Source organism: Enterobacter sp. CM29, from assembly GCF_013179605.1.
Taxonomy (GTDB): Bacteria; Pseudomonadota; Gammaproteobacteria; order Enterobacterales; family Enterobacteriaceae; genus Enterobacter; species Enterobacter intestinihominis.
Map to the genome: position 1 here is coordinate 43,213 of NZ_JABMCU010000002.1, position 22,605 is coordinate 65,817.

A 22,605-nucleotide genomic window follows, 5' to 3' on the forward strand; every position below is an offset into this window, starting at 1 on the left:
GCGCGCCTTTCTGCGCGAAATAAGTCAGACAATAATGGGTGGTTTTTCCCAGGGATAGTTACATCCCTCTGGTGGACATAACCACAGGAATACGCGCACCTGCAAGGAGAAGAATATGAGTAACGCAAAAGTTGTTGATGTTATCATTCGAAAAACGGCAGAAAAAACGAAATTAACCGGTGAAGGGAATCTCTCGGTCTCTATTTCATCGCCGAGCGTGATTGAAATTCAGGGTTCTGCTCAGGACGTGGTGCGTTATGTCCGCCAGGGGAATGACCTCCTCATTTATATGAAAGATGGCAGCGTGATCCGCTGCAATAATTATTTTGTCGAAGACACGGAAACCCATAATCATTCCGAACTGGTATTTAACGATAACCAGGAGTTGACGCATATTTCATTTGCCGATGCCGGGGAAGCATCAGGCGTTGCCGCCACCGAATTAACCGCCCAGGCTGCACCCATTAGCAGCATTGAACCTTTTCTGGAGCAGGGAAGCGTCTTAAGCGATGCGCCGTGGGGCTGGATTGCCGGAGCGGCGTTGGGAGGCGGTGCGATTGGCGCACTGCTGGCTCACGGCGGTGACGGCGAAACCAAAACAAAAGTTATTGATAATACAAAAGAAGTCGAAAGCGCCACGCCAACATTTTTGCTGACGGATAACGCGGGTGACAAGCAGGGGGTGCTGAGTGCAAAAGAGGTCACGGATGATAACACCCCAACCTTCAGCGGTACCGGGCAGCCGGGCGCGACCATTCAGGTTAAAGACAGCAGCGGCAGCACCATCGCCAGCACCATGGTCGCAAAGGACGGCACCTGGACGGTAACACTTCCGACCCAGGCGGAGGGGGAACATACCTGGTCCGTCGTCCAGATCGACGGCAGTAAAACGACCTCTGCGGGCAGTATTACCGTAACCGTTTCTACAGCGGATACCAGCGTGACGCTCGCCACCACGGCGGGCGATAACGTGATCAACGCCAGCGAGCAGGCCGCTGGCTTTACGCTGTCCGGCACCAGCAAAAACCTGGCGCAGGGAACGGCGCTTACCGTCACGCTGAACGGTAAAACCTATTCCGCAGAAGTGGGGGCAAACGGCGCATGGAGCGTGAAGGTGCCTGCTGCTGACGCGCAGGCGCTGGGCGATGGTACCTGGACGGTCAACGTCAGCGGCAAAGACGCGGCGGGCAACACCGTGACCGGCAGCCAGACGATTGGCGTCGATACCGCTGCGCCAGCGATTTCTGTCGACACGATCGCCCAGGACAACATCATCAACGCGGCTGAACATAATCAGCCGCTGACGCTGACCGGAAAAACCGATGCGGAAGCGGGCCAGATTGTGACGGTCACGCTGAACGGCAAAAATCACACGGCGACCGTGGGCAGCGACGGCACCTGGTCCGTTACGCTTTCGGCCAGTGAAGTACAGGCGATGGCTAACGGCGAGCACACCCTGACGGCAAACGTCAGCGACAAAGCGGGTAACGGGGCCTCCACCACCGCCGATTTCACGGTCGATACCGTAGCGCCAGTGGTCACTATCTACACTGTCGCGGGCGACGACATTCTGAACACCAGCGAGCAGGGGCAGGCTCAGATTATTTCCGGCCAGGCGAACGGCGCGGCGGCGGGCGACGTTGTCACCGTGACCGTTGGCGGCAAGACCTTTACCGGTGTCGTCCAGGCGGACGGCAGCTGGAGCGTCGGCGTGCCAGCCTCTGTCATTGGCGCGCTGGGTGAAGGTAGCCACAGCATTTCGGTCTCCGTGACCGATGCGGCGGGCAACACCAGCAGCGCGACGCACGGCATTACGCTCAGCGGCAACCCGCCGGAATTTACCCTTGACCCCATCAGCCAGGATAACGTCCTGAATGCGCTGGAGGCCATGCAGCCTCTGAGCCTGAGCGGGACCAGTAATCTGCCGAACGGCAGCGCTGTCACCGTGACATTGAACAACGTTAACTATCAGGCCACCGTTGAGAACGGTAGCTGGTCCGTTCAGGTGCCGGTTTCCGACGTGCTGGATCTGGCGAATACCCTTTACACCGTGAGCGTCAGCGGCACCGACAGCGTGGGTAACAGCGGCTCCGCCGAGGCGAATCTGCTGGTCGATACCGCGCTGCCGCAGGTGATCCTCAACACCTTTGCCGGGGATAACCTGGTCAATAACGCCGAAGCGGCGGTTGACCAAACCCTCAGCGGACGCGTCACCGGCGCGGCGGCGGGCGATACCGTCTCTGTCACCGTGGGCGGCAAGAGCTACACCGCGACGGTTGGCAGCGACCTGAAATGGAGCGTGACCATCCCATCGGCCGACCTTCAGGCGTTTGGCGACGGCGAGTTAACCTTCAGCGCCTCTGTCACCAATGCGCACGGCAACACCGGCACCGGCGAACGTGATATCAACATCAACGCCGAACTGCCGGGCCTGCGCGTGAACACGATCTCTGGCGATGACGTGATTAACGCCATTGAACAGCAGCAGGATCTGGCCGTGACCGGCTCCAGCACTCATCTGGCCGAAGGCACACAGATCACCGTCACCATCAATAATGTTGAATACGTCACCACGGTTAACGCCAGCGGCAGCTGGCAGATTGGCGTGCCGTCAGCGGACCTGCAGGCATGGACGGCGGGAGGCATGACCGTCAGCGTCAGTGCGGAAGATGCCTGGGGCAACACCGTGGCGGCTGAACACCCGATCGAGCTTGACCTGAACGCGGTGGCCGTCACCATCGATACCGTAACCACTGACGATAGGCTCAACGCGGCGGAAAAAGGCGCGGATGTCACGCTTTCCGGTCAGACGCAGGGCGTAGAGGCCGGGCAAACCGTGGTGGTGAAATTCGCGGATCAAACCTTTACCGCACAGGTGCAGCAGGACGGCTCCTGGCGCCTGACCGTTCCGGCGAGCGCGATGGAAACGCTGATCGACGGGCGGGCGCAGGTGAGCGTCAGCGTGACTAACGTCAACGGCAACAGCGCGGACGCCTCACGCGTGGTGATTGTCGATACACAGCCGCCAGCCATTACGCTTGATAACCTGACCGACGACAACATCATTAATGCGGCAGAAGCGCAGCAGGATCTGGTGCTCAGCGGCAGCACAACCGCTGAAGCGGGCCAGACGGTCACCGTGACGCTGAACGGTAAATCTTACCAGACCACGGTCCAGGCGGACGGTCGCTGGCAGTTGAACGTGCCTGCCGCCGACGTTGGCGCGCTGACCGATGGCAATGTCACCGTCACGGCCACCGTCAGTGACGTGGCGGGCAACAGCAGCAGCGCGGACCGCGTTGGGCTGGTGGATGCCACCGTGCCGCAGGTGACCATCAACGATTTCGTCACCGACACCAACACCGTTAACCAGCTGGCCCATTCACAGGCGCAGATCCTGAGCGGCTCCGTCACCGGCGCGGCGGCGGGTGATTTGGTCATCATCACCATCAATAACGTGGACTACACCACCGTGGTGGATGCGGCGGGCAACTGGAGCCTCGGCCTGCCTGCGTCCGTCGTTCAGGGGCTGACGGACGGCACCTGGACCATTAACGTCTCCGTGACCGATCGGTCCGGCAACACCGGCAGCAGTTCAGTGGATGTGGTGGTCAATACAGTCACGCCTGTAATCGGTATTAATACGCTGGCAGCGGATGACGTGATCAATGCGGCAGAGAAGGGCGAAGATCTGCTGCTTTCCGGTACCAGCAACCAGCCGGAAGGAACCACCATCACCGTTAATCTGAACGGTATCAACTACGCTGCCACCACCGACGCCAGCGGCAACTGGAGCGTTACCGTACCCGCCTCTGCGGTGAGCGCGCTGGGTGAAGCCAATTACACCGTGACGGCGAGCGTCACCGATAATGTGGGCAACAGCGCCTCTGCCACGCACGATGTGCTGGTGGACAGCTCGCTGCCGGTTGTTACCCTCAACAACGTCGCGGGCGACAATATCGTTAACGCGGCGGAAGTGGCCGCAGGGCAAACCCTGACCGGGAAAGTATCGAACGCGGCATCGGGCGATACCGTCACCATTATCATCGGCGGGCAGACATACACGGCTACCGTACAGGACGATCTCACCTGGAGCCTGCCGTTAACCCAGAGTCAGTTAACCGCGCTCGGCAACGGCGACCTGACCGTCTCGGCCAGCGTGACGAACGCGCACGGTAATACCGGATCGTCTTCCCTGGATGTCACCATTGACGCCCAGTTGCCCGGCCTGCGCATTGATACCGTCGCCGGTGACGACGTCATTAACGTTATTGAACACGCGCAGAACCTGGTTATCTCCGGCACCAGCACCGACCTGGCGGCGGGTAGCACCGTCACCTTGAGCATCAACGGCAAGAGTTATTCCGCCTCGGTACTGGCGGACGGCACCTGGCAGGCTGCGGTTCCGGCCGCGGACGTCTCCCGGTGGGAGGACGGGTCGCTCACCATCAGCGCCAGCGCGCAGGATACCTCCGGCAACCCGGTGAACATCGGTACCGTGGTGGATGTCGATCTCGCCCCGGTGGCGATAAGCATCAACAGCGTGACGGACGACAACGTGCTGAACGCGGCAGAGAAAGGCCAGGATCTGGTGCTGTCCGGCTCCTCCTCGAACGTTGAAGCGGGCCAGACCGTTACCATTATCTTTGCGGGTAAAACCTGGACCACGATGGTCGATGCCAACGGCGACTGGACCTGCACCGTACCGGCTGCCGATCTGAGCGGCCTGAAGGATGGCGACGCCAGCGTACAGGTTAGCGTAACCAACATGAACGGCAACGCGGCCTCTTCCTCGCAGGCATTCAGCGTCGATACCGCCGCGCCAGCGGTCACCATCAACACCATCAGCGGCGACAACATGCTAAATGCGGCAGAGGCGGCGCAGGACCTGACCCTGAGCGGGACGTCTACTGCCGAAGCAGGCCAGACGGTCACCGTGACCTTCAACGGCAATCAGTACACCGCCCAGGTGCAGGCAAACGGCAGCTGGACGCTGGATGTACCGGCGGCGGATCTGGCGGGGATCGCAGACGGTAGCGCGGCGGTCACGGCGACCGTGTCCGATAAAGCCGGGAACCCGGCCAGCGCGGGGGCGTCCGTGCTGGTCGACACCACCGTGCCGCAGATTACCTTCAACAGCGTGGCGGGCGACGACATTGTTAATATTGCCGAGCACGGCCAGGCGCTGATTGTCACCGGCAAGGTGACGGGCGCGCAGGCGGGGGATGTGATTACCCTGACCCTGAACGGCAAAGACTACACCGCGATGCTGGACGGTGCCGGTAACTGGAGCGTGGGCGTTCCGGCAACGGACGTGGGCGCGCTGGCTAACGGCGATCAGACGATCTCCGCCACACTCACCGATAACGCGGGCAACAGCACCAGCGCGACGCACGCGTTTGACGTCTCCCTGACCGCGCCGGTGATTGCCATCAACACCCTGGCGGTTGACGACGTGATCAACGCGACCGAAAAAGGCCAGGACCTGCTGATCTCCGGCACCAGCAACCAGCCGGACGGGACCCACATCACCGTAACCCTGAACGGTATCAGTTACGCCGCCACCACCGATGCCAGCGGTAACTGGAGCGTCACCGTTCCGGCGGTAAACGTCTCGGCACTGGGCGAAGCGAGCTACAGCGTGACGGCCAGCGTGACCGATACCGCAGGTAATAGCGCGAACACCAGCCATAGCGTGCTGGTCGACAGCGCGCTGCCGCAGGTCACCATTAATGCAGTTGCCACCGACGACGTGATTAACGCGGCGGAAGTGGCTTCCGGACAAACCCTGAGCGGGAAAGTGAGCGGCGCGGCGAGCGGTGACACTGTCACGATCGGTATCGGGGGCAACACCTATACCGCGACGGTTCAGGACGACCTGAGCTGGTCGGTTAACGTGCCGTCTGACGTTTTAACCGCTATCGGTAACGGCAATCTGACCGTAACAGCGAGCGTGACCAACGGCCACGGCAACACCGGCACCGGCGAACGCGACATCACGATTGATGCCAGCCTGCCGGGCCTGCGCGTGGATACCGTGGCAGGCGACGATGTGATCAACAGCATCGAGCATGGTCAAAACCTGATTATCACTGGCTCCAGCGACGGGCTGGCGAGCGGATCGGCGCTGACGGTCACCGTCAACGGCAAAACCTACGCGGCAACCGTGCTGGCGGACGGCACCTGGACGGCGGCTATTCCGGCGGCGGACGTCGGCGCGCTGAGCGCAGGCACGATCACCGTGACCGTTGACGGCCAGAGCGCGGCGGGTAACCCGGTTTCCATCAGCCACGATGTGAAAGTGGATCTGGCGGCAGTCGCCATCAGCATTAACCCGATAGCCTCGGACGACGTAATCAACGCGGCTGAGAAAGGCGCGGACCTGGTGCTGTCTGGCTCGACCACCAACGTGGAAGAAAACCAGACCGTTACCATCACCTTCGGCGGCAAGTTGTACACCGCGACGGTGGATGCCAGCGGCAACTGGACGGCGACCGTACCGTCTGCCGATTTAGGTAGCCTGAAAGACGGCGACGCCAGCGTGCAGGTCAGCGTCACCAACGTGAACGGCAACAGCGCCTCGGCGGGCCGCGAGTACAGCGTGGACGCCACCGCGCCGACGGTGTCCATCGAGATCGTCAGCGACAACAACATCATCAACGCGGCCGAAGCGCAGCAGGATCTGGTCGTTAACGGTGTCTCCAACGCCGAAGCGGGCCAGACCGTGACCGTGACGCTGAACGGCGTGGACTACACCACCACCGTACAGGCGAACGGCAGCTGGAGCGTCACCGTACCGTCTGCGGATGTCGGCGCGATTTCCGACGGCGATTACACCATCACGGCAGCCGTCGCGGATAAAGCGGGTAACCCGGCCTCGGCGGACCGCGATGTGCTGGTGGATACCACGGTGCCACAGCTGACCATTAACACCGTTTCCGACGACGACGTGATCAACAGCGCCGAGCATGCGCAGGCGCTGATTGTCACCGGTTCCGTGACCGGTGCGGCGGCGGGCGACGTGGTGACCGTCACCATCAATAACAAAGATTACACCGCGACCCTGGACACTTCCGGCAGGTGGAGCGTGGGCGTGCCTGCGGCGGACGTGAGTGCTCTGACCGCAGGGGATCACACCATCACCGCGGCGCTGACCGATAAAGCCGGAAACAGCAACAGCACAACGCACGAGGTTGAAGTCAACCTCACCGCGCCGGTGCTGACCATTGACACCGTGTCCGGTGACGATGTGATCAACAACACCGAGAAAACTCAGGATCTGACCATCACAGGTACGGCTTCCGGGCTGGCGGCGGGCGCGGTGGTGACCGTGATGCTCAACGGCAAAGCGTACAGCGCCACGGTAGCTACCAATGGCCAATGGACTACAACCGTTCCGGCGAGCGAGGTGGGGCAACTGGGTGAAGCGCTTTACACCGTGTCGGCCTCCGCGACGGACAGCGTCGGCAACAGCACCAGCACCTCGCACACCGTGAACGTGGAATCCGTTCTGCCGGGCGTGATTATCAACACCGTGGCAGGTGACGACGTCATTAACGCGGCGGAGCTGGCAACCGGCCAGACCATCAGCGGTAAGGTGGTGAATGCCGAAGCAGGCAACACCGTGACCGTGACCATTGGCGGCAACAGCTACACCGCAACGGTGCAGAGCGATCTCACCTGGTCCGTGAGCGTGCCGGAGTCGGTGCTGACCGCACTGGGCAACGGCGATTTAACCGTGTCAGCCAGCGTCACCAACGGCGTGGGCAATAGCGGAACGGGCGAGCGCGAAATCGTGATAGACGCGAATCTGCCGGGCCTGCGCGTGGACACCGTGGCGGGCGATGACGTGATTAACAGCATCGAACACGGGCAGAATCTGATTATCACGGGTTCAAGCGACGGCCTGACGGCGGGTACGGCGCTGACCGTCACCGTAAACGGTAAAACCTATGCGGCTACCGTGCTGGCAGACGGCACCTGGAGTGCGGCGATCCCTTCTGCGGACGTGAGTGCCCTTGCCGCAGGCACGGTCACCTTGACCGTTGAAGGCCAGAGCAGCGCGGGCAATCCGGTGACTATCAACCATGATGTGACGGTGGATCTGGCAAACGTCGCCATCAGCATTGACGCCATCGCTTCCGATGACGTGATCAACGCCGCCGAGAAGGGCGCGGATCTGGTGCTCTCCGGCACCACTGCGAACGTGGAGGAAAATCAAACCGTCACCATCGCCTTCGGCGGCAAGAACTACACCGCCACGGTGGACGCTGAGGGTAAATGGACCGCCACTGTGCCATCTTCGGATCTGACCGGTCTGAAAGAGGGTGATGCCAGCGTGCAGGTAAGCGTCACCAACGTGAACGGCAACAGCGCCTCGGCGGGTCGCGAGTACAGCGTGGATGCTACCGCGCCGTCCGTGACCATCAACACGATTGCCACAGATGATATCCTCAACGCCTCAGAAGCGCAGTCAGACCTGGCAATTTCCGGCACCAGCACCGCCGAAGCAGGCCAGACGCTGACCGTATCGCTGAACGGCAAAGATTACACCACAACCGTCAGCGCAGACGGCAACTGGACGCTGAACGTTCCGGCGGCGGATCTGGCAGGATTAACCGACGGCAGCGTGACGGTAACTGCCTCAGTCAGCGACAAGGCGGGTAACCCGGCATCGGTTGATCACACTCTGATGGTGGATGTGACCGTTCCTGCGGTGACCATCCACACCGTGGCAGGCGACGACGTGATTAACGTGGCTGAACACAAGCAGGCACAGATTATCAGCGGCTCCGCCACCGGCGCGGCGGCGGGCGATAAGGTCACCGTCACGATCGGCGGCCAGACTTACACCACCGTGCTGGACGCGGCGGGTAACTGGAGCGTGGGCGTTCCGGCAAATGTGATTTCAGGCCTCAGCGACGGCACCGTGACCGTCACTGCGTCTGTCACCGACGCGGCGGGCAACACCGGCAGCGGCACGCATAATGTGACCGTCGATACCGGTCTGCCGTCGGTCAGCTTCAACGCCATCAGTGATGACAACGTCCTGAACGCCGTTGAAAAAGGGCAGGACCTGAGCGTCAGCGGCACCAGCGCCAACCTGACGGAAGGCACCCTGGTGACCGTAATTCTGAACGGTAAAAACTACACGGCGACAACTGCGGCAGACGGCACCTGGAGCCTGACGGTTCCGGCGGCGGATCTGGCCGGTCTCGGTCAGGCCAGTTACACCCTGAACGCGACCGCCACCAACGGCGTGGGCAACAGCGTGAGCAACACCGCGAACCTGCTGGTGGACACCGCGCTGCCAACCGTCACCATCAACACCGTGGCGGGCGACAACGTCATCAACGCGGCGGAAGTGGCGGCAGGTCAGACCCTGAGCGGCACCGTGGCGAATGCCGAAGCGGGCAACACCGTGACGGTGACTATCGGCGGCCACAGCTACACCGCAACGGTGCAGAACAATTTGTCCTGGTCCGTCAACGTGCCGTCTGACGTGCTGACCGCACTCGGCAACGGCAGCCTGAGCGTGACGGCAACCGTCACCAACGGCCACGGCAACACCGGGACCGGCGAGCGCGAGATCGCTATCGACGCTAACCTGCCGGGCCTGCGCGTGAATACCGTGGCGGGTGATGACGTGATCAACACCATTGAGCACGCGCAGAACCTGATTGTTTCAGGCTCCAGCGACGGGCTGGCGCCGGGCACGGCGCTGACGGTTACCGTCAACGGTAAAGATTACGCGGCAACGGTGCTGGCAGACGGCACCTGGCGCGCGGCGATCCCGTCCACCGACGTGAGCGCGTGGCCGGAAGGCACCGTGAAAATCAGCGTTACCGGCGACAGCGCGGCGGGTAACCCGATCACCATCAGCCACGATGTGACCGTGGATCTGGCTACCGTTGCCATCAGCATCAATGCGCTTGCCACCGACGACGTGATTAACGCGGCGGAGAAGGGCGCGGATCTGGTGCTGTCCGGTGCGACCACCAACGTGGAAGCCGGGCAGACCGTGACCATCAGTCTGAACGGCAGGATCTACACCACCACCGTGGACGACAGCGGCAACTGGACTTACACCGTGCCGTCAGCGGATCTGGCTGGCCTGAAGGATGGCGACGCCAGCGTGCAGGTGAGCGTCACCAACGTGAACGGCAACAGCGCGTCTGCGGGCCACGAGTACAGCGTGGATGCTACCGCGCCGTCCGTGACCATCAACACGATTGCCACAGACGATATCCTCAACGCCACGGAAGCGCAGTCAGACCTGGCAATCTCCGGCACCAGCACCGCCGAAGCGGGCCAGACGCTGACCGTATCGCTGAACGGCAAAGATTACACCACAACCGTCAGCGCGAACGGCAGCTGGACGCTGAACGTTCCGGCGGCGGATCTGGCAGGATTAACCGACGGCAGCGTGACGGTCACTGCCTCAGTCAGCGACAAGGCGGGTAACCCGGCATCGGTTGATCACACTCTGACGGTGGATGTGACCGTTCCTGGAGTGACCATCCACACCGTTGCAGGTGACGATGTGATTAACGCGGCTGAACACAATCAGGCGCAGATCGTCAGCGGCTCCGCCACCGGCGCGGCAGCGGGCGATAAGGTCACCGTCACGATTGGCGGCCAGACTTATACCACCGTGCTGGACGCGGCGGGTAACTGGAGCGTGGGCGTTCCGGCCAGCGTCATTTCAGTCCTCAGCGACGGCACCGTGACCGTCACTGCGTCTGTCACCGACGCGGCGGGCAACACCGGCAGCGGCACGCATAATGTGACCGTCGATACCGGTCTGCCGTCGGTCAGCTTTAACGCCATCAGCGATGACAACGTACTGAACGCGGTAGAAAAAGGGCAGGACCTGAGCGTCAGCGGCACCAGCGCCAACCTGGCGGAAGGCACCGTGGTGACCGTAATTCTGAACGGTAAAAACTACACGGCGACAACTGCGGCAGACGGCACCTGGAGCCTGACCGTTCCGGCGGCGGATCTGGCGAGCCTGGGCGAAGCCAACTACACCCTGAGCGCGACCGCCACCAACGGCGTGGGCAACAGCGTGAGCAATACCGCGAACCTGCTTGTCGACACCGCGCTGCCAACCGTCACCATCAACACAGTGGCGGGCGACAACGTGATTAACGCGGCGGAAGTGGCTGCGGGGCAGACCCTCAGCGGCACGGTAACGAACGCTGAGGCGGGCAACACCGTGACGGTGACCATCGGCGGCAACAGCTACACCGCGACGGTGCAGAGCGATCTTACCTGGTCCGTGAACGTGCCTGAGTCGGTTCTGACGGCGCTGGGCAACGGCGATTTAACGGTGTCAGCGACCGTCACTAATGACCATGGCAATTCGGGAACGGGCGAGCGCGATATCACTATCGACGCCAGCCTGCCGGGGCTGCGCGTGGATACCGTGGCGGGCGATGACGTGATCAACAGCATTGAGCATGGTCAGAATCTTATCGTCACTGGCTCAAGCGATGGGCTGGCGGCGGGCACTACGCTCACCGTGACCCTGAATGGCAAGACCTATGCCGCGTCGGTACTGGCAGACGGCTCCTGGACCGCGGCGATCCCGGTGGCAGACGTGGGCGCTCTGGCCGCAGGCACGATGACCGTCACCGTAGGGGGCCAGAGCGCGGCGGGCAATCCGGTCTCCATCAGCCACGACGTCACCGTCGATCTGGCAGCCGTGGCAATCAGCATCGATGCCATCGCCACCGACGACGTGATTAATACGGCGGAGAAAGGCGCGGATCTGGTGCTTTCCGGCAGCACATCCAATGTGGAAGAGAACCAGACCGTGACCATCACCTTTGGCGGCAAGTCTTACACCGCCAAAGTCGATGCCGACGGCAACTGGACGGCGAGCGTGCCTTCCTCGGATCTGGCGGGTCTGAAAGACGGCGACGCCAGCGTGCAGGTGAGCATCACCAACGCGCACGGCAACAGCGCTTCGGCGGGCCGCGAATACAGTGTAGATGCCACCGCGCCAACCGTGACGATTGACACGGTCGCAGGCGACAACGTGATCAACGGCAGCGAAGCGGCTGCGGGCGTGGCCATTTCCGGCACCACCACGGCGGAAGTCGGTCAGACGGTAACCGTAACCTTCGGCGGGAACAGCTACACCGCGCAGGTTCAGCAGGGCGGCGTCTGGAGCGTTAACGTGCCGGGCACAGACCTGTCCGCCCTGGCGGATAACGGCTACACCGTGCAGGTGAGCGTGAGTGACGCCGCGGGTAACCCGGGCAGCGCGGGTAAAGCGATTACGCTTGATACCACACCGCCGACCGTCAGCTTTAACGTTGTGGCGGGCGATGACGTCATCAACAGCGTGGAGCACGGGCAGGCGCAGATCGTCAGCGGCACCGCAACCGGCGCCAGCGTCGGCGATAAGCTGATTATCACCATCGGTTCGAATCAGTACACCACCACCGTTGACGCCAGTGGCAAATGGAGCGTGGGCGTTCCTGCCAGCGACATTTCTGCCCTGACCGACGGCACCGTGACCCTCAGCGCGACAATCACCGACAGCGCGGGCAACAGCAGCACCCAGACCCATGACGTGGTGGTAAATACCGCATCGGTCGCGCTGACCGTCAACACCCTCAGCGGCGATGACGTGATCAATGCGGCAGAAGCGGGGGCGTCGCTGGTCATCAACGGCTCCAGCGCGCAGTTCGCCAGCGGTACGCAGGTCACTATCACCCTGAATGGTAAGAGCTATACGGCCACTATCCAGAGCGATGGCTCCTGGACAACCACTGTACCGGCCGCCGACGTGGGCACCCTGGCCGACGGCGCGAGCTACCAGGTTTCTGTTTCGGCGCAGGACAGCGCCGGGAACAGCGCCTCGGCGACGCACACCATCAGCGTGGACACCACCGCGCCGGTGATTAGCGTGAACACGTTGTCGGGCGACGACGTGCTGAATGCGGCGGAAGCTCAGCAGCCGCTCACCGTACACGGCTCTTCCAGCGCGGAAGCAGGCCAGACGGTGACCGTCACGCTGGGCGGAAAAACCTACACTGCGCTTGTCGGCAGCGATGGCACCTGGACGCTGGACGTTCCGGCGGCAGACCTGGTCGCACTGAGCCAGGGTGCGCTGACGGTGACCGCCGTGGTCAACGATAAAGCCGGTAACAGCGGCCAGACGACCCATACCTTAACGGTCGATACCGTCGCACCAGCCGTCACCATCAGCACCGTGGCCGATGACGATATCGTCAACAACGCCGAGCAGCTGGCGGGGCAGACTATTAGCGGGACCACCACCGCGGAGCAGGGCCAGACGGTGACCGTCTCCTTCAACGGGCACAGCTATCAGGCGACCGTTGGAGCAGACGGTTCGTGGTCGGTCTTCGTGCCGGGCCGCGACTTCCTCGGCCTGAGCGATGGGGATTACACCATTACGGCTACGGTGAGCGATAAGGCGGGTAACCCGGGCAGCGCAACACACGACGTGACGCTGAACGGCGACGTGCCGACCATCGTCATCAACACCTTTGCCCAGGACGATATCGTCAACGCCGCCGAGCACGGCACGCCGCTGATTGTCAGCGGCACCACCGACGCGCCTGCGGGCCAGACGGTGACCATTACGCTGAACGGTAAAACCTACACGGCTACCGTTCAAAATGACGGCGCCTGGAGCTATACGGTCGGCAGCGCAGACGTGACCGCGCTGGCGGACGGCGGTTCGTACGTGATCAATGCGCAGGTGAGCAACGCCATCGGCAACAGCGCCAGCGATAATCACAGCGTCACCGTGGATCTCACCGCACCGTCGATGGGGATCAGCATTGATTCCCTGCAAAACGATACCGGCCTGAGCGCGAGTGACTTCATCACCAACGATAAGCAGGTGGTGGTGAACGGTTCGCTATCGGCGCAGCTCGGCAATAACGAGAAGGCGCAGATCAGCCTCGACGGTGGTTCAACCTGGATTGACCTGACCGTGACCGGCACCACCTGGCGCTACACCGATGGGCGTACCCTGACGGACGGGACGTACCCGTACCAGGTGCGCGTCATTGATAATGCGGGGAACGTTGGGGCAACGGACAGCCAGGACGTGGTAATCGATCTGACGAAGCCTGCGGCGACGAGCATTACCGTGGATTCCGTCTCGCAGGATTCCGGCCTGTCCGACAGCGACTTCATTACCAGCGACAACCAGATTAGCCTGAAAGGGACGCTCGGCGCGGCCCTGGGCAGCGGCGACCACGCGCAGATCAGCCTGGACGGTGGCGCGACCTGGACTGACGTGAGCGTCAGCGGTCTGAGCTGGACCTACGTTGATGGCCGCACGCTGGCCGACGGAGACTACAACTACCAGCTGCGGGTGATTGACGACGCGGGGAATATCAGCGCCACCACCAGCCAGGTGGTGACCATTGATACCGTCGCGCCGGACGCCAGCAAAACGATCGCTATCGACAGCATCAGCGACGATACCGGCCTGAGCAGCAGCGACTTTATCACCAATGATACCTCCCTGACGCTGCACGGCTCGCTCGGCGCAACGCTGGCCGACGGCGAATATGCCCAGATTAGCATCGACGGCGGAGTCAGCTGGCAGAACGTGATCGTCACCGGCAACAGTTGGTACTACGTGGACGGCCGCACGCTGGGTAACCAGACCTATGACTACTACGTTCGCGTAGTGGATGCGGCGGGCAACGTGGGTGCCAGCGCTCATCAGCAGGTGACGGTCGATACGGTCGCGCCGGATGCGGCGATTACGGTGACCGTGGATAACATCACCGTCGATACCGGCTTCGACAATAACGACTTCCTGACCAGTTCGACCTCGTACACGCTCAACGGGACGCTCGGGGCCGAACTCGGGGCGGGTGAGTATGTGCAGGTGAGCATGGATGGCGGCACTACCTGGGTTTACGCCACGGTAAGCGGCACCCGGTGGAGTTATAACGACGCGCGCACCCTGGCCGACGGCGACTACCGCTATCAGGTGCGGGTTGTCGATCAGGCGGGCAACGTCGGGGCCACCACCTCGCAGGACGTGACGGTGGATACCCAGGCGCCGCAGTACGGCATCACCATTGACAGCATCAGCGAAGATACCGGGCAGTCCGGGAGTGATTTCATCACCATGGACACCTCGCTGACGATCAACGGCTCGTTGGGCAGCGCGCTGGCCAGCGACGAGCGCGTACAGATCAGCCTCGACGGCGGCAATACCTGGATTGACACTGCCGTCACTAACCAGCGCTGGAGCTATACGGATACCCGCGATCTGGCGGACGGGGATTACACCTGGCAGGTGCGGATCATCGACCAGGCGGGTAACGTCGGCTCAACCACTTCGCAGGTGGTAACGGTTGATACCACGCCGCCTGAAACGGTGGGAACGGTTGTCAGCTATACCGACGGGGAAGGTGAACGTACGGGCACGTACGGCGCATCAGTCGCGACGGACGATACCTCACCGCTGATCAACGGTACGCTTAACAGTGCTCCGGAAGACGGCGAAATCGTGCAGCTTTACCGGGACGGGATCTTGTTGGGTCAGGTCACAATGAACGGCAGCGCAAGCTGGTCCTATCAGGACAACGGCCTGCTCGACGGGAATCACACTTACATTCTGCGCGTCACCGACAAAGCCGGTAACTACACGGAATCGGATGGCTTTGTGCTGAACGTCGATACCAGCATCCCGACCACCACGGCGGCGATTACTGCCCAGACCACCTCGGATACCACGCCGATTATTAATGGCACGGTGTCTGCGGACCTGGTGAATGGGGAATACCTGGTGGTGATGGTGAACGGGAAAACCTATACGTCGCAGACCGGCGGCGCGGTGGTAGTCGACCCGGATCACAATACCTGGTATCTGCAGATCCCGGACAGCGATGCCCTGAGCGTGGCGAACTACGACGTAACCGCGCAGGTGAAGAGTAGCGCGGGCAACGGTAACACCACTGGTACGGCAACCGGCAGCCTGGTGATCGATACCACCTCGGTGAATACCGACTGGGCGACCACGACGGGTAACTCGAACAACTCGACCATGACGGTGGGCACCAATAGCAGCGGGCTGTGGAATATCATTGCTAACGGCCAGTCTTACTCCAGCAGCGATAGCTCGACCTATGCCGGCAATACGCTGAGCAACACCCGTGGCTATTACGTGGTGAGTCAGACCGCCGCCGACTTTGACCGTAACGGCACCCAGGATATTTTCGCAACTGAGAACACCTACGCGGGTTCTACGCAGGTGATGTGGACCTACGATGGCAGCAGTTACACCGCCAGCCAGCTGGCAATGGGGACCACTATCTGGTACGGCGGCGTAATTGCCTACGATAAAACCGGGGATGGCTATCTGGATCTGGCCTACGGAGATGCCGGTATGGACTCCCTGACCTACCTGGTTAATACCAACGGCGTTCTGTCGCCGGACGGCACCGGCGGGGAAGGTGGATTCTACGGCCAGTTCGATTCCGGACGTGAAATCTCCGGCGTCGACCTGAACAACGACGGCACCGTGGACATCGTGCAGCACACCAACCGCAGCGGGGCGTACTCGCTCACCGTGATAAACAACAACGGGAACGGTACGCTCTCCATTGGCCAGAACCTGACCAACGTGTTTGTGGCCAACGCCTCGAATACCACCACGGCGGCGTCCATGACGTGGGCGGACTTTAACGGCGATGGCTACATGGACCTGTACCTGGGCAGCAGCTACAACAACAACGGCGGGGTGATTTACTACAACGACGGTACCGGGCAGCTATCCACCACCAGGAGCGCGGTGGAAGCCTCTAACGCCACGGCGGGCTATTTGTCGGTGGCGGTGGACTGGAACGGCGATGGGCAGATGGACATCATCAAGCTCAGCACCTACGGCGGCTCGCAGACGGCAACCTTGTTCACCAACAACGGCTACGGCTCAACCTGGACTTCAAGCCAGCTGGCGTCAGGGCTTGCTAACGTCACCGGCGTCGCCGCGGTGGACTACAACTGGGATGGTGCGCAGGATCTGCTGGTGTCTCAGCAGAATGGCAAGGTGGTGCTGGTGCAGAACAATGCGGAGATCGCTGACGGTACCGCGATGCATCTGCACATTGTCGATAGCGAAGGCATCAACGCCTACTATGGCAACACGGTCAATCTGTATAACGCCGCGGGCGTGCTGGTGGCCTCGCAGATCATCAACGCCCAGTCCGGCATTGGCTCGAATGATACCTCTGCGCAGGTAAGTTTCTACGGGCTGGATCCGAACGAAACCTACTCGGCGGAGATCGTGAAGATCACCAACGGCGTGTCGGATAACGTCACCTGGACCGGCCTGGACGCGAGCAACGGCAAAGAGGGTTATGTTCTCACCGCCGAAGCGGCCACCGGCGGCCACAGCGGAACCATTACCGGAACCGGGTATAACGACACCTTTATCGCAGAGGATGGGACCTATACCTATAACGGCTCCGGCGGCTGGAATACCCATTCCGACTACGACACCTGGAGCAATACCGGCGGCATGGACGTGGTGGATTACCGCAATGCCACCTCTGGGATAACTGTTGATTTGCGCCTCTCAACGGCGCAGGACACCGGGTTCGGTACTACACGGTTGTTGAATATTGAAGGGATTAACGGCTCCGACCATGACGACGTTATCACCGGCAACAGCGGTGATAACCAGTTCGAAGGCCGCGGCGGTAACGACACCTTCAACATCGGCAGCGGCGGTCAGGACACGCTGCTCTATAAGCTGATCAACGCGTCTGACGCGACGGGCGGCAACGGTAGCGATGTGGTGAACGGCTTTACCGTCGGTACCTGGGAAGGGACGGCAGACACGGACCGCATCGATCTGCGCGACCTGCTTTCCGACAGCGGCTATACCGGCACCGGCTCGGCGAGCTACGTGAACGGCGTGGCGACGCTGGACAGTAGCGCGGGCAACATTGCTGACTACATCCGCGTGGTGCAGAACGGCAGCAACACCGAGATCCAGGTTGACCTCGACGGGACGGGCGGCCAGTTCTCGCCAACCACCCTGGTGACGCTGAACGGCGTGCAGACGGATCTGGCGACGCTGCTGGCAAATCATCAACTGTTAATTGCGTAAAACAACGCCGCGGGGAGCGATCCTCGCGGCTTTTTGCGTTTCTTTACATTAATAGCCATAACCCTCTATTTCACAAGATTATTTTGCGGGCTCGTTTAGGTAACGTTCGATTTCTAATCATCTCGCAAAGGTATCATTTCAGTGCGAAATCATCGCCCTGAACAGGACGTAGCATTATGAAGACACATCCACAGTACGAACCCTGGTTGCAGGGCATGCTCATCATCGCTAAGCACTATCGGCTGGATTTTTCGGCGGAGCATGTTCGGGTCACGATTAACCATGAAAGCCAGTCTTCGCGCCAGCTGGTGCTGGAGGAGATGGCGCGCCAGCTTGGGCTGGGGATGCGTTGGGTAGCGGCGGAAGCCGTATCGCTCGACCCGTGGCGCTTACCGCTGCTGGCGGAGTTCACCGGCCGGCAAATCGCGGTCATCAACCGTATGGACAATGAAGGGAACATCAGCGTGCAGTTCAGCGGCGACGGCGGCCTGGAGACGACGCTGACGCGTGACGAACTCGGTTCGCGGTTAAAAGGGCTGATGGTGCTGCGTCCCCTGGAGTCCACGCCGGATGCGCGCGTGGATGATTACATCAAACCCTATGAGAAAAACTGGTTCTGGCAGTTGGCGCTGAAAGACTGGCGTCGCTACAGCGACATTATGCTGGTGGCGCTGGTCGCCAACGTGCTGGCGCTCTCCGGCATGGTCTTTTCCATGCAGGTGTATGACAGGGTGGTGCCGTCCCAGTCGGAGGCCACGCTGTGGGTGCTGTTTGGGGGCGTGATGATCGCTATCGTGTTTGAATTCATCATGCGCATGCTGCGGGTGCATATTTCGGATGTGGTAGGGAAACGCGCCGACCTGCGTATTTCCGAGCGCGTGTTTGCCCACGCCCTGCGGATTAAAAACGGCGCACGGTCGAAATCGACCGGGTCGTTTATCGCCCAGATCCGCGAGCTGGAGTCGGTGCGGGAGCTGATCACCTCCACCACCATTGCAGCCATCTCCGATCTGCCGTTCTTCCTGCTGTTCGTCTTCATTCTGTGGATGATTGGCGGCCCGCTGGTGCTGGTGGTGCTGCTGGCCGTGCCGCTGCTGCTCATTCCCGGCCTGCTGGTGCAGCGCCCGCTGGGAAAACTCTCCAGCGAAGGGATGCGTGAATCGGCGATTCGTAACGCCACGCTGGTGGAAGCGGTGCAGGGGCTTGAGGACATCAAGCTGATGCGCGCCGAGCAGCGGTTCCAGAACCAGTGGAATAACACCAATGACGTTGCCGCCAGCGTCGGCATGAAACAGCGCTGGCTGACGGGGCTGCTGCTGACCTGGACCCAGGAGGTGCAATCTATCGTCTACGCCGTGGTGCTGCTGGTGGGCTGTTACCTGGTCATCAGCGGCGACATGACCACCGGTGCGCTGGTGGGCACCTCGATTCTGGCGTCCCGCACCATTGCGCCGCTGTCGCAGATTTCCGGCGTGCTCTCCCGCTGGCAGTCAGCAAAGGTGGCCCGCAAGGGACTGGATGACCTGATGCAGCGTCCGATTGACGATCCCCAGCACGGCAAAAAAGTGCATAAAGCCCACCTGCGCGGTGATTATCAGCTGGACGACGTCGGGTTTTATTACGACGAAGAAGAGAAGCTCACCGTGCTGAACGTCAGCAAACTGCGCATTCGCGCCGGGGAGCGCGTGGCGGTGCTCGGGCGTAATGGTTCGGGGAAAAGCACTTTGCTGCACCTGCTGGCGGGAATGCAGGAGCCACAGCAAGGCAGCATTTTGCTGGACGATATTGCTCTCAATCATCTTGACCCGGCTGACGTACGCCGCGATATGCAGCTGCTCAGTCAGCAGGCGAGGCTGTTCTTCGGCTCCGTACGCGACAACATCCTGATGGGTAATCCGCTGGCGACAGACGAGGAAATCCATCAGGCGCTGGTCAATAGCGGCGCGCTGGAGTTTGTGCGCAAGCAGAAAATGGGGCTGAACACCATCATCAACGAGGGCGGAATGGGGCTTTCCGGCGGGCAACGTCAGGCGCTGTTGCTGGCCCGCGCGCTGATCACCTCGCCGAATATTCTGCTGCTGGATGAACCCACTGCCTGGCTGGATGAGGTCAGCGAGAAGCAGTTTATCCAGCATCTGCACCAGTGGCTCGGTAAGCGCCGGACGCTGGTGGTGGCGACGCATCGTCTGCCGATTCTGGACCTGGTTGACCGCATTATCGTGCTGGAAAACGGCAAAGTGGTGATGGATGGCCCTCGTGATGCCATTTTACACCAGCACGGAATGGCCCCGCAGCAGGCGCCGCAGCGCACGGTTAAACTGAAAACGGAGGGCGTGGCATGAATGATTTCTCCCGCTTTAATAGCCGACTGAAGGAGCCCCGCCTGCCGCGATCGTCGCTGGTGGCATGGTCGCTGTTTGCCCTGCTGGTGGTGTTTATTACCTGGGCCAGCCTGTTCCAGCTGGATGAGGTCACTACGGGCAGTGGCAAGGTGATCCCGTCCTCCCATGAGCAGGTGATCCAGTCCCTGGAAGGGGGGATTATCCACACTCTGATGGTGCGCGAAGGCGATATCGTCGAGCGTGGTCAACAGCTTGCCCAACTGGACCGGACGAAAACCGAGTCCAGCGTGCTTGAGAGCGAGTCTCGATTAAATGCTGCGATGGCGACAGCCGCGCGTCTGAATGCTGAAGTGAACGACACCGGGCTGACATTCCCGGCAGAGCTGGATGACGACGTTGAGCTGGTTAAACAGGAAACGGCGCTTTACCAGTCTCGTCGCGAAAGCCTTGAAAAAGGGCTGGCGGGTTTACGCCAGGGAGCGGATCTCGTGCAGCGTGAACTGGCATTAACGCGCCCGCTGGTGACGCAGGGGGCGGCCAGTAAGGTCGAAGTCTTACGCCTTGAACGCCAAAAAAATGAGCTGGAGAGCAAAATCACCGAGATGAAAAACCAGTACTACGTTCGCGCCCGCGAAGAACTGGCGAAAGCGAACGCGGAAATCGAAGCGCAGCGTTCGGTGATGAAAGGGCGCGAAGACTCACTCACCCGCTTAACGTTTAATGCGCCGGTGCGTGGCATCGTGAAAGACATTGACGTGACGACGGTTGGCGGGGTGATCCCGCCGAACGGCAAACTGATGAGCCTGGTACCGCTTGATGACCAGATGGTGATAGAAGCAAAAATCTCGCCGCGCGATGTCGCGTTTATCCATCCCGGGCAAAAAGCGCTGGTGAAAATCACCGCTTATGACTATTCCATTTACGGCGGGCTGGAGGGGGAGGTGACGATGATTTCACCGGATACCCTTCAGGACGAGGTGAAACGGGATGTTTATTATTATCGCGTTTATATCCGTACAGACAGTAACCATCTGACTAACCGGCAGGGCAAGGAATTCCCGGTGTTTCCGGGCATGATAGCTACGGTTGATATCAAAACCGGCAGTAAATCCGTCATTGATTATCTGCTGAAACCGTTAAATAAGGCAAAAGAGGCGCTGCGCGAGCGATAAAAAAGGCGTTCAGCAAGCCGAACGCCCGTCAGATCAGAGTGTAGACGTCATGTTGACAGCATGGCGTCGTTCTTTTGGCACCACATTGATGTAATGTGTGACATAGGCAAAATATAAACCGGCATAATTTTCGACAAGTTCGATAAATGCCGGGTAAATGGACATCCGGCCATCGCCGCGATCTTTAAGATAACCAGCCTCCTGTGCCGATTTGATAATGCGGTTGACGTGAATACGCGAGACGAAAAATTCTTTTGCAAGTGTGCTGGCTGAATACGCTATTATGGCACCGTATGCTGTTTTGTTTTTAATGGCCTGCAAATAGAGATAGAGCATAATCATTCGGCCACCATCCTTATCAATAAATAAACCCACTTCCGGAAGTACTTTACTGAATGTTAATCCGCGGAAAAGGTATTCTGCGGCGCGCCGGAAAAAGTTGTGCCTGAGTGTGTCATTGTCCAGAAGATTAACATTAATGTTGAATGTCGGATAAAGAATGCTAACAGGCGTGAACGCCCCGGACATATAGCGTTTAAGCTCATCCAGTCCTTTTTCCGTAGGCGCGATTTTTGTTTTTCGCCGATCTTCGGTACAGCGCCAGGTCTTAATTCGCCCGGTGGTTTTAAGTATGGTGATGATCGCAATAACGCTGTTAGGGCTGGCGATATTATAGCGTGAGCACAGTGCCTTAATCTCCGAGACCGACTCAGCCTGATTGCCAAAAACAAAACAACATATTGAGAGTATTATATTGAACCGTGATTCCTGAAGCATCGTTTTGTAGAACAGGGGTTGTTTTTTATAAATGGCGTCATTGATTCTGTAGTGTTCTATTATAGCTTCACTAAATCGCGGGTTGTTTTTAATGACATCCCGTCGATGTAGCAAAGCTCTGGATGAGATGTGATTATCCATAGCATTTTCTCTTTTTTGTCTGAGCCGATGAGAAGAAGTGTCCGGACTTCTT

At 60.3% G+C, this 22,605-nt stretch carries 4 protein-coding genes; 3 read left to right on the top strand and 1 reads right to left on the bottom strand.

Annotated elements, in window-relative coordinates:
- Positions 1-115 precede the first annotated feature (115 nt).
- The 3 genes from HP459_RS00640 to HP459_RS00650 all read left to right on the top strand — a co-directional run bounded on the left by HP459_RS00640 (position 116) and on the right by HP459_RS00650 (position 21,635).
- Entirely contained in the window at positions 116-18,121 is an 18,006-nt protein-coding gene (locus HP459_RS00640; RefSeq protein WP_171935814.1) for an Ig-like domain-containing protein, read from the top strand.
- 176 nt (positions 18,122-18,297) lie between these two features.
- Positions 18,298-20,463 carry a type I secretion system permease/ATPase gene (locus HP459_RS00645; RefSeq protein WP_171935815.1) on the top strand — a complete coding sequence of 722 codons (2,166 nt, stop codon included), beginning with the start codon at positions 18,298-18,300 and terminating at the stop codon, positions 20,461-20,463.
- Positions 20,460-21,635: an HlyD family type I secretion periplasmic adaptor subunit gene (locus HP459_RS00650; protein ID WP_171935816.1), complete on the top strand. Its 1,176-nt coding sequence runs from the start codon at positions 20,460-20,462 to the stop codon at positions 21,633-21,635. Before HP459_RS00645 ends, HP459_RS00650 begins: the two co-directional genes overlap by 4 nt.
- A gap of 33 nt (positions 21,636-21,668) precedes the next feature.
- Here HP459_RS00650 and HP459_RS00655 read toward each other — a convergent pair whose 3' ends face one another.
- Complete coding sequence (locus HP459_RS00655; protein WP_023300064.1) at positions 21,669-22,553, bottom strand: hypothetical protein; 885 nt, start codon at positions 22,551-22,553, stop codon at positions 21,669-21,671.
- Positions 22,554-22,605: the final 52 nt, after the last annotated feature.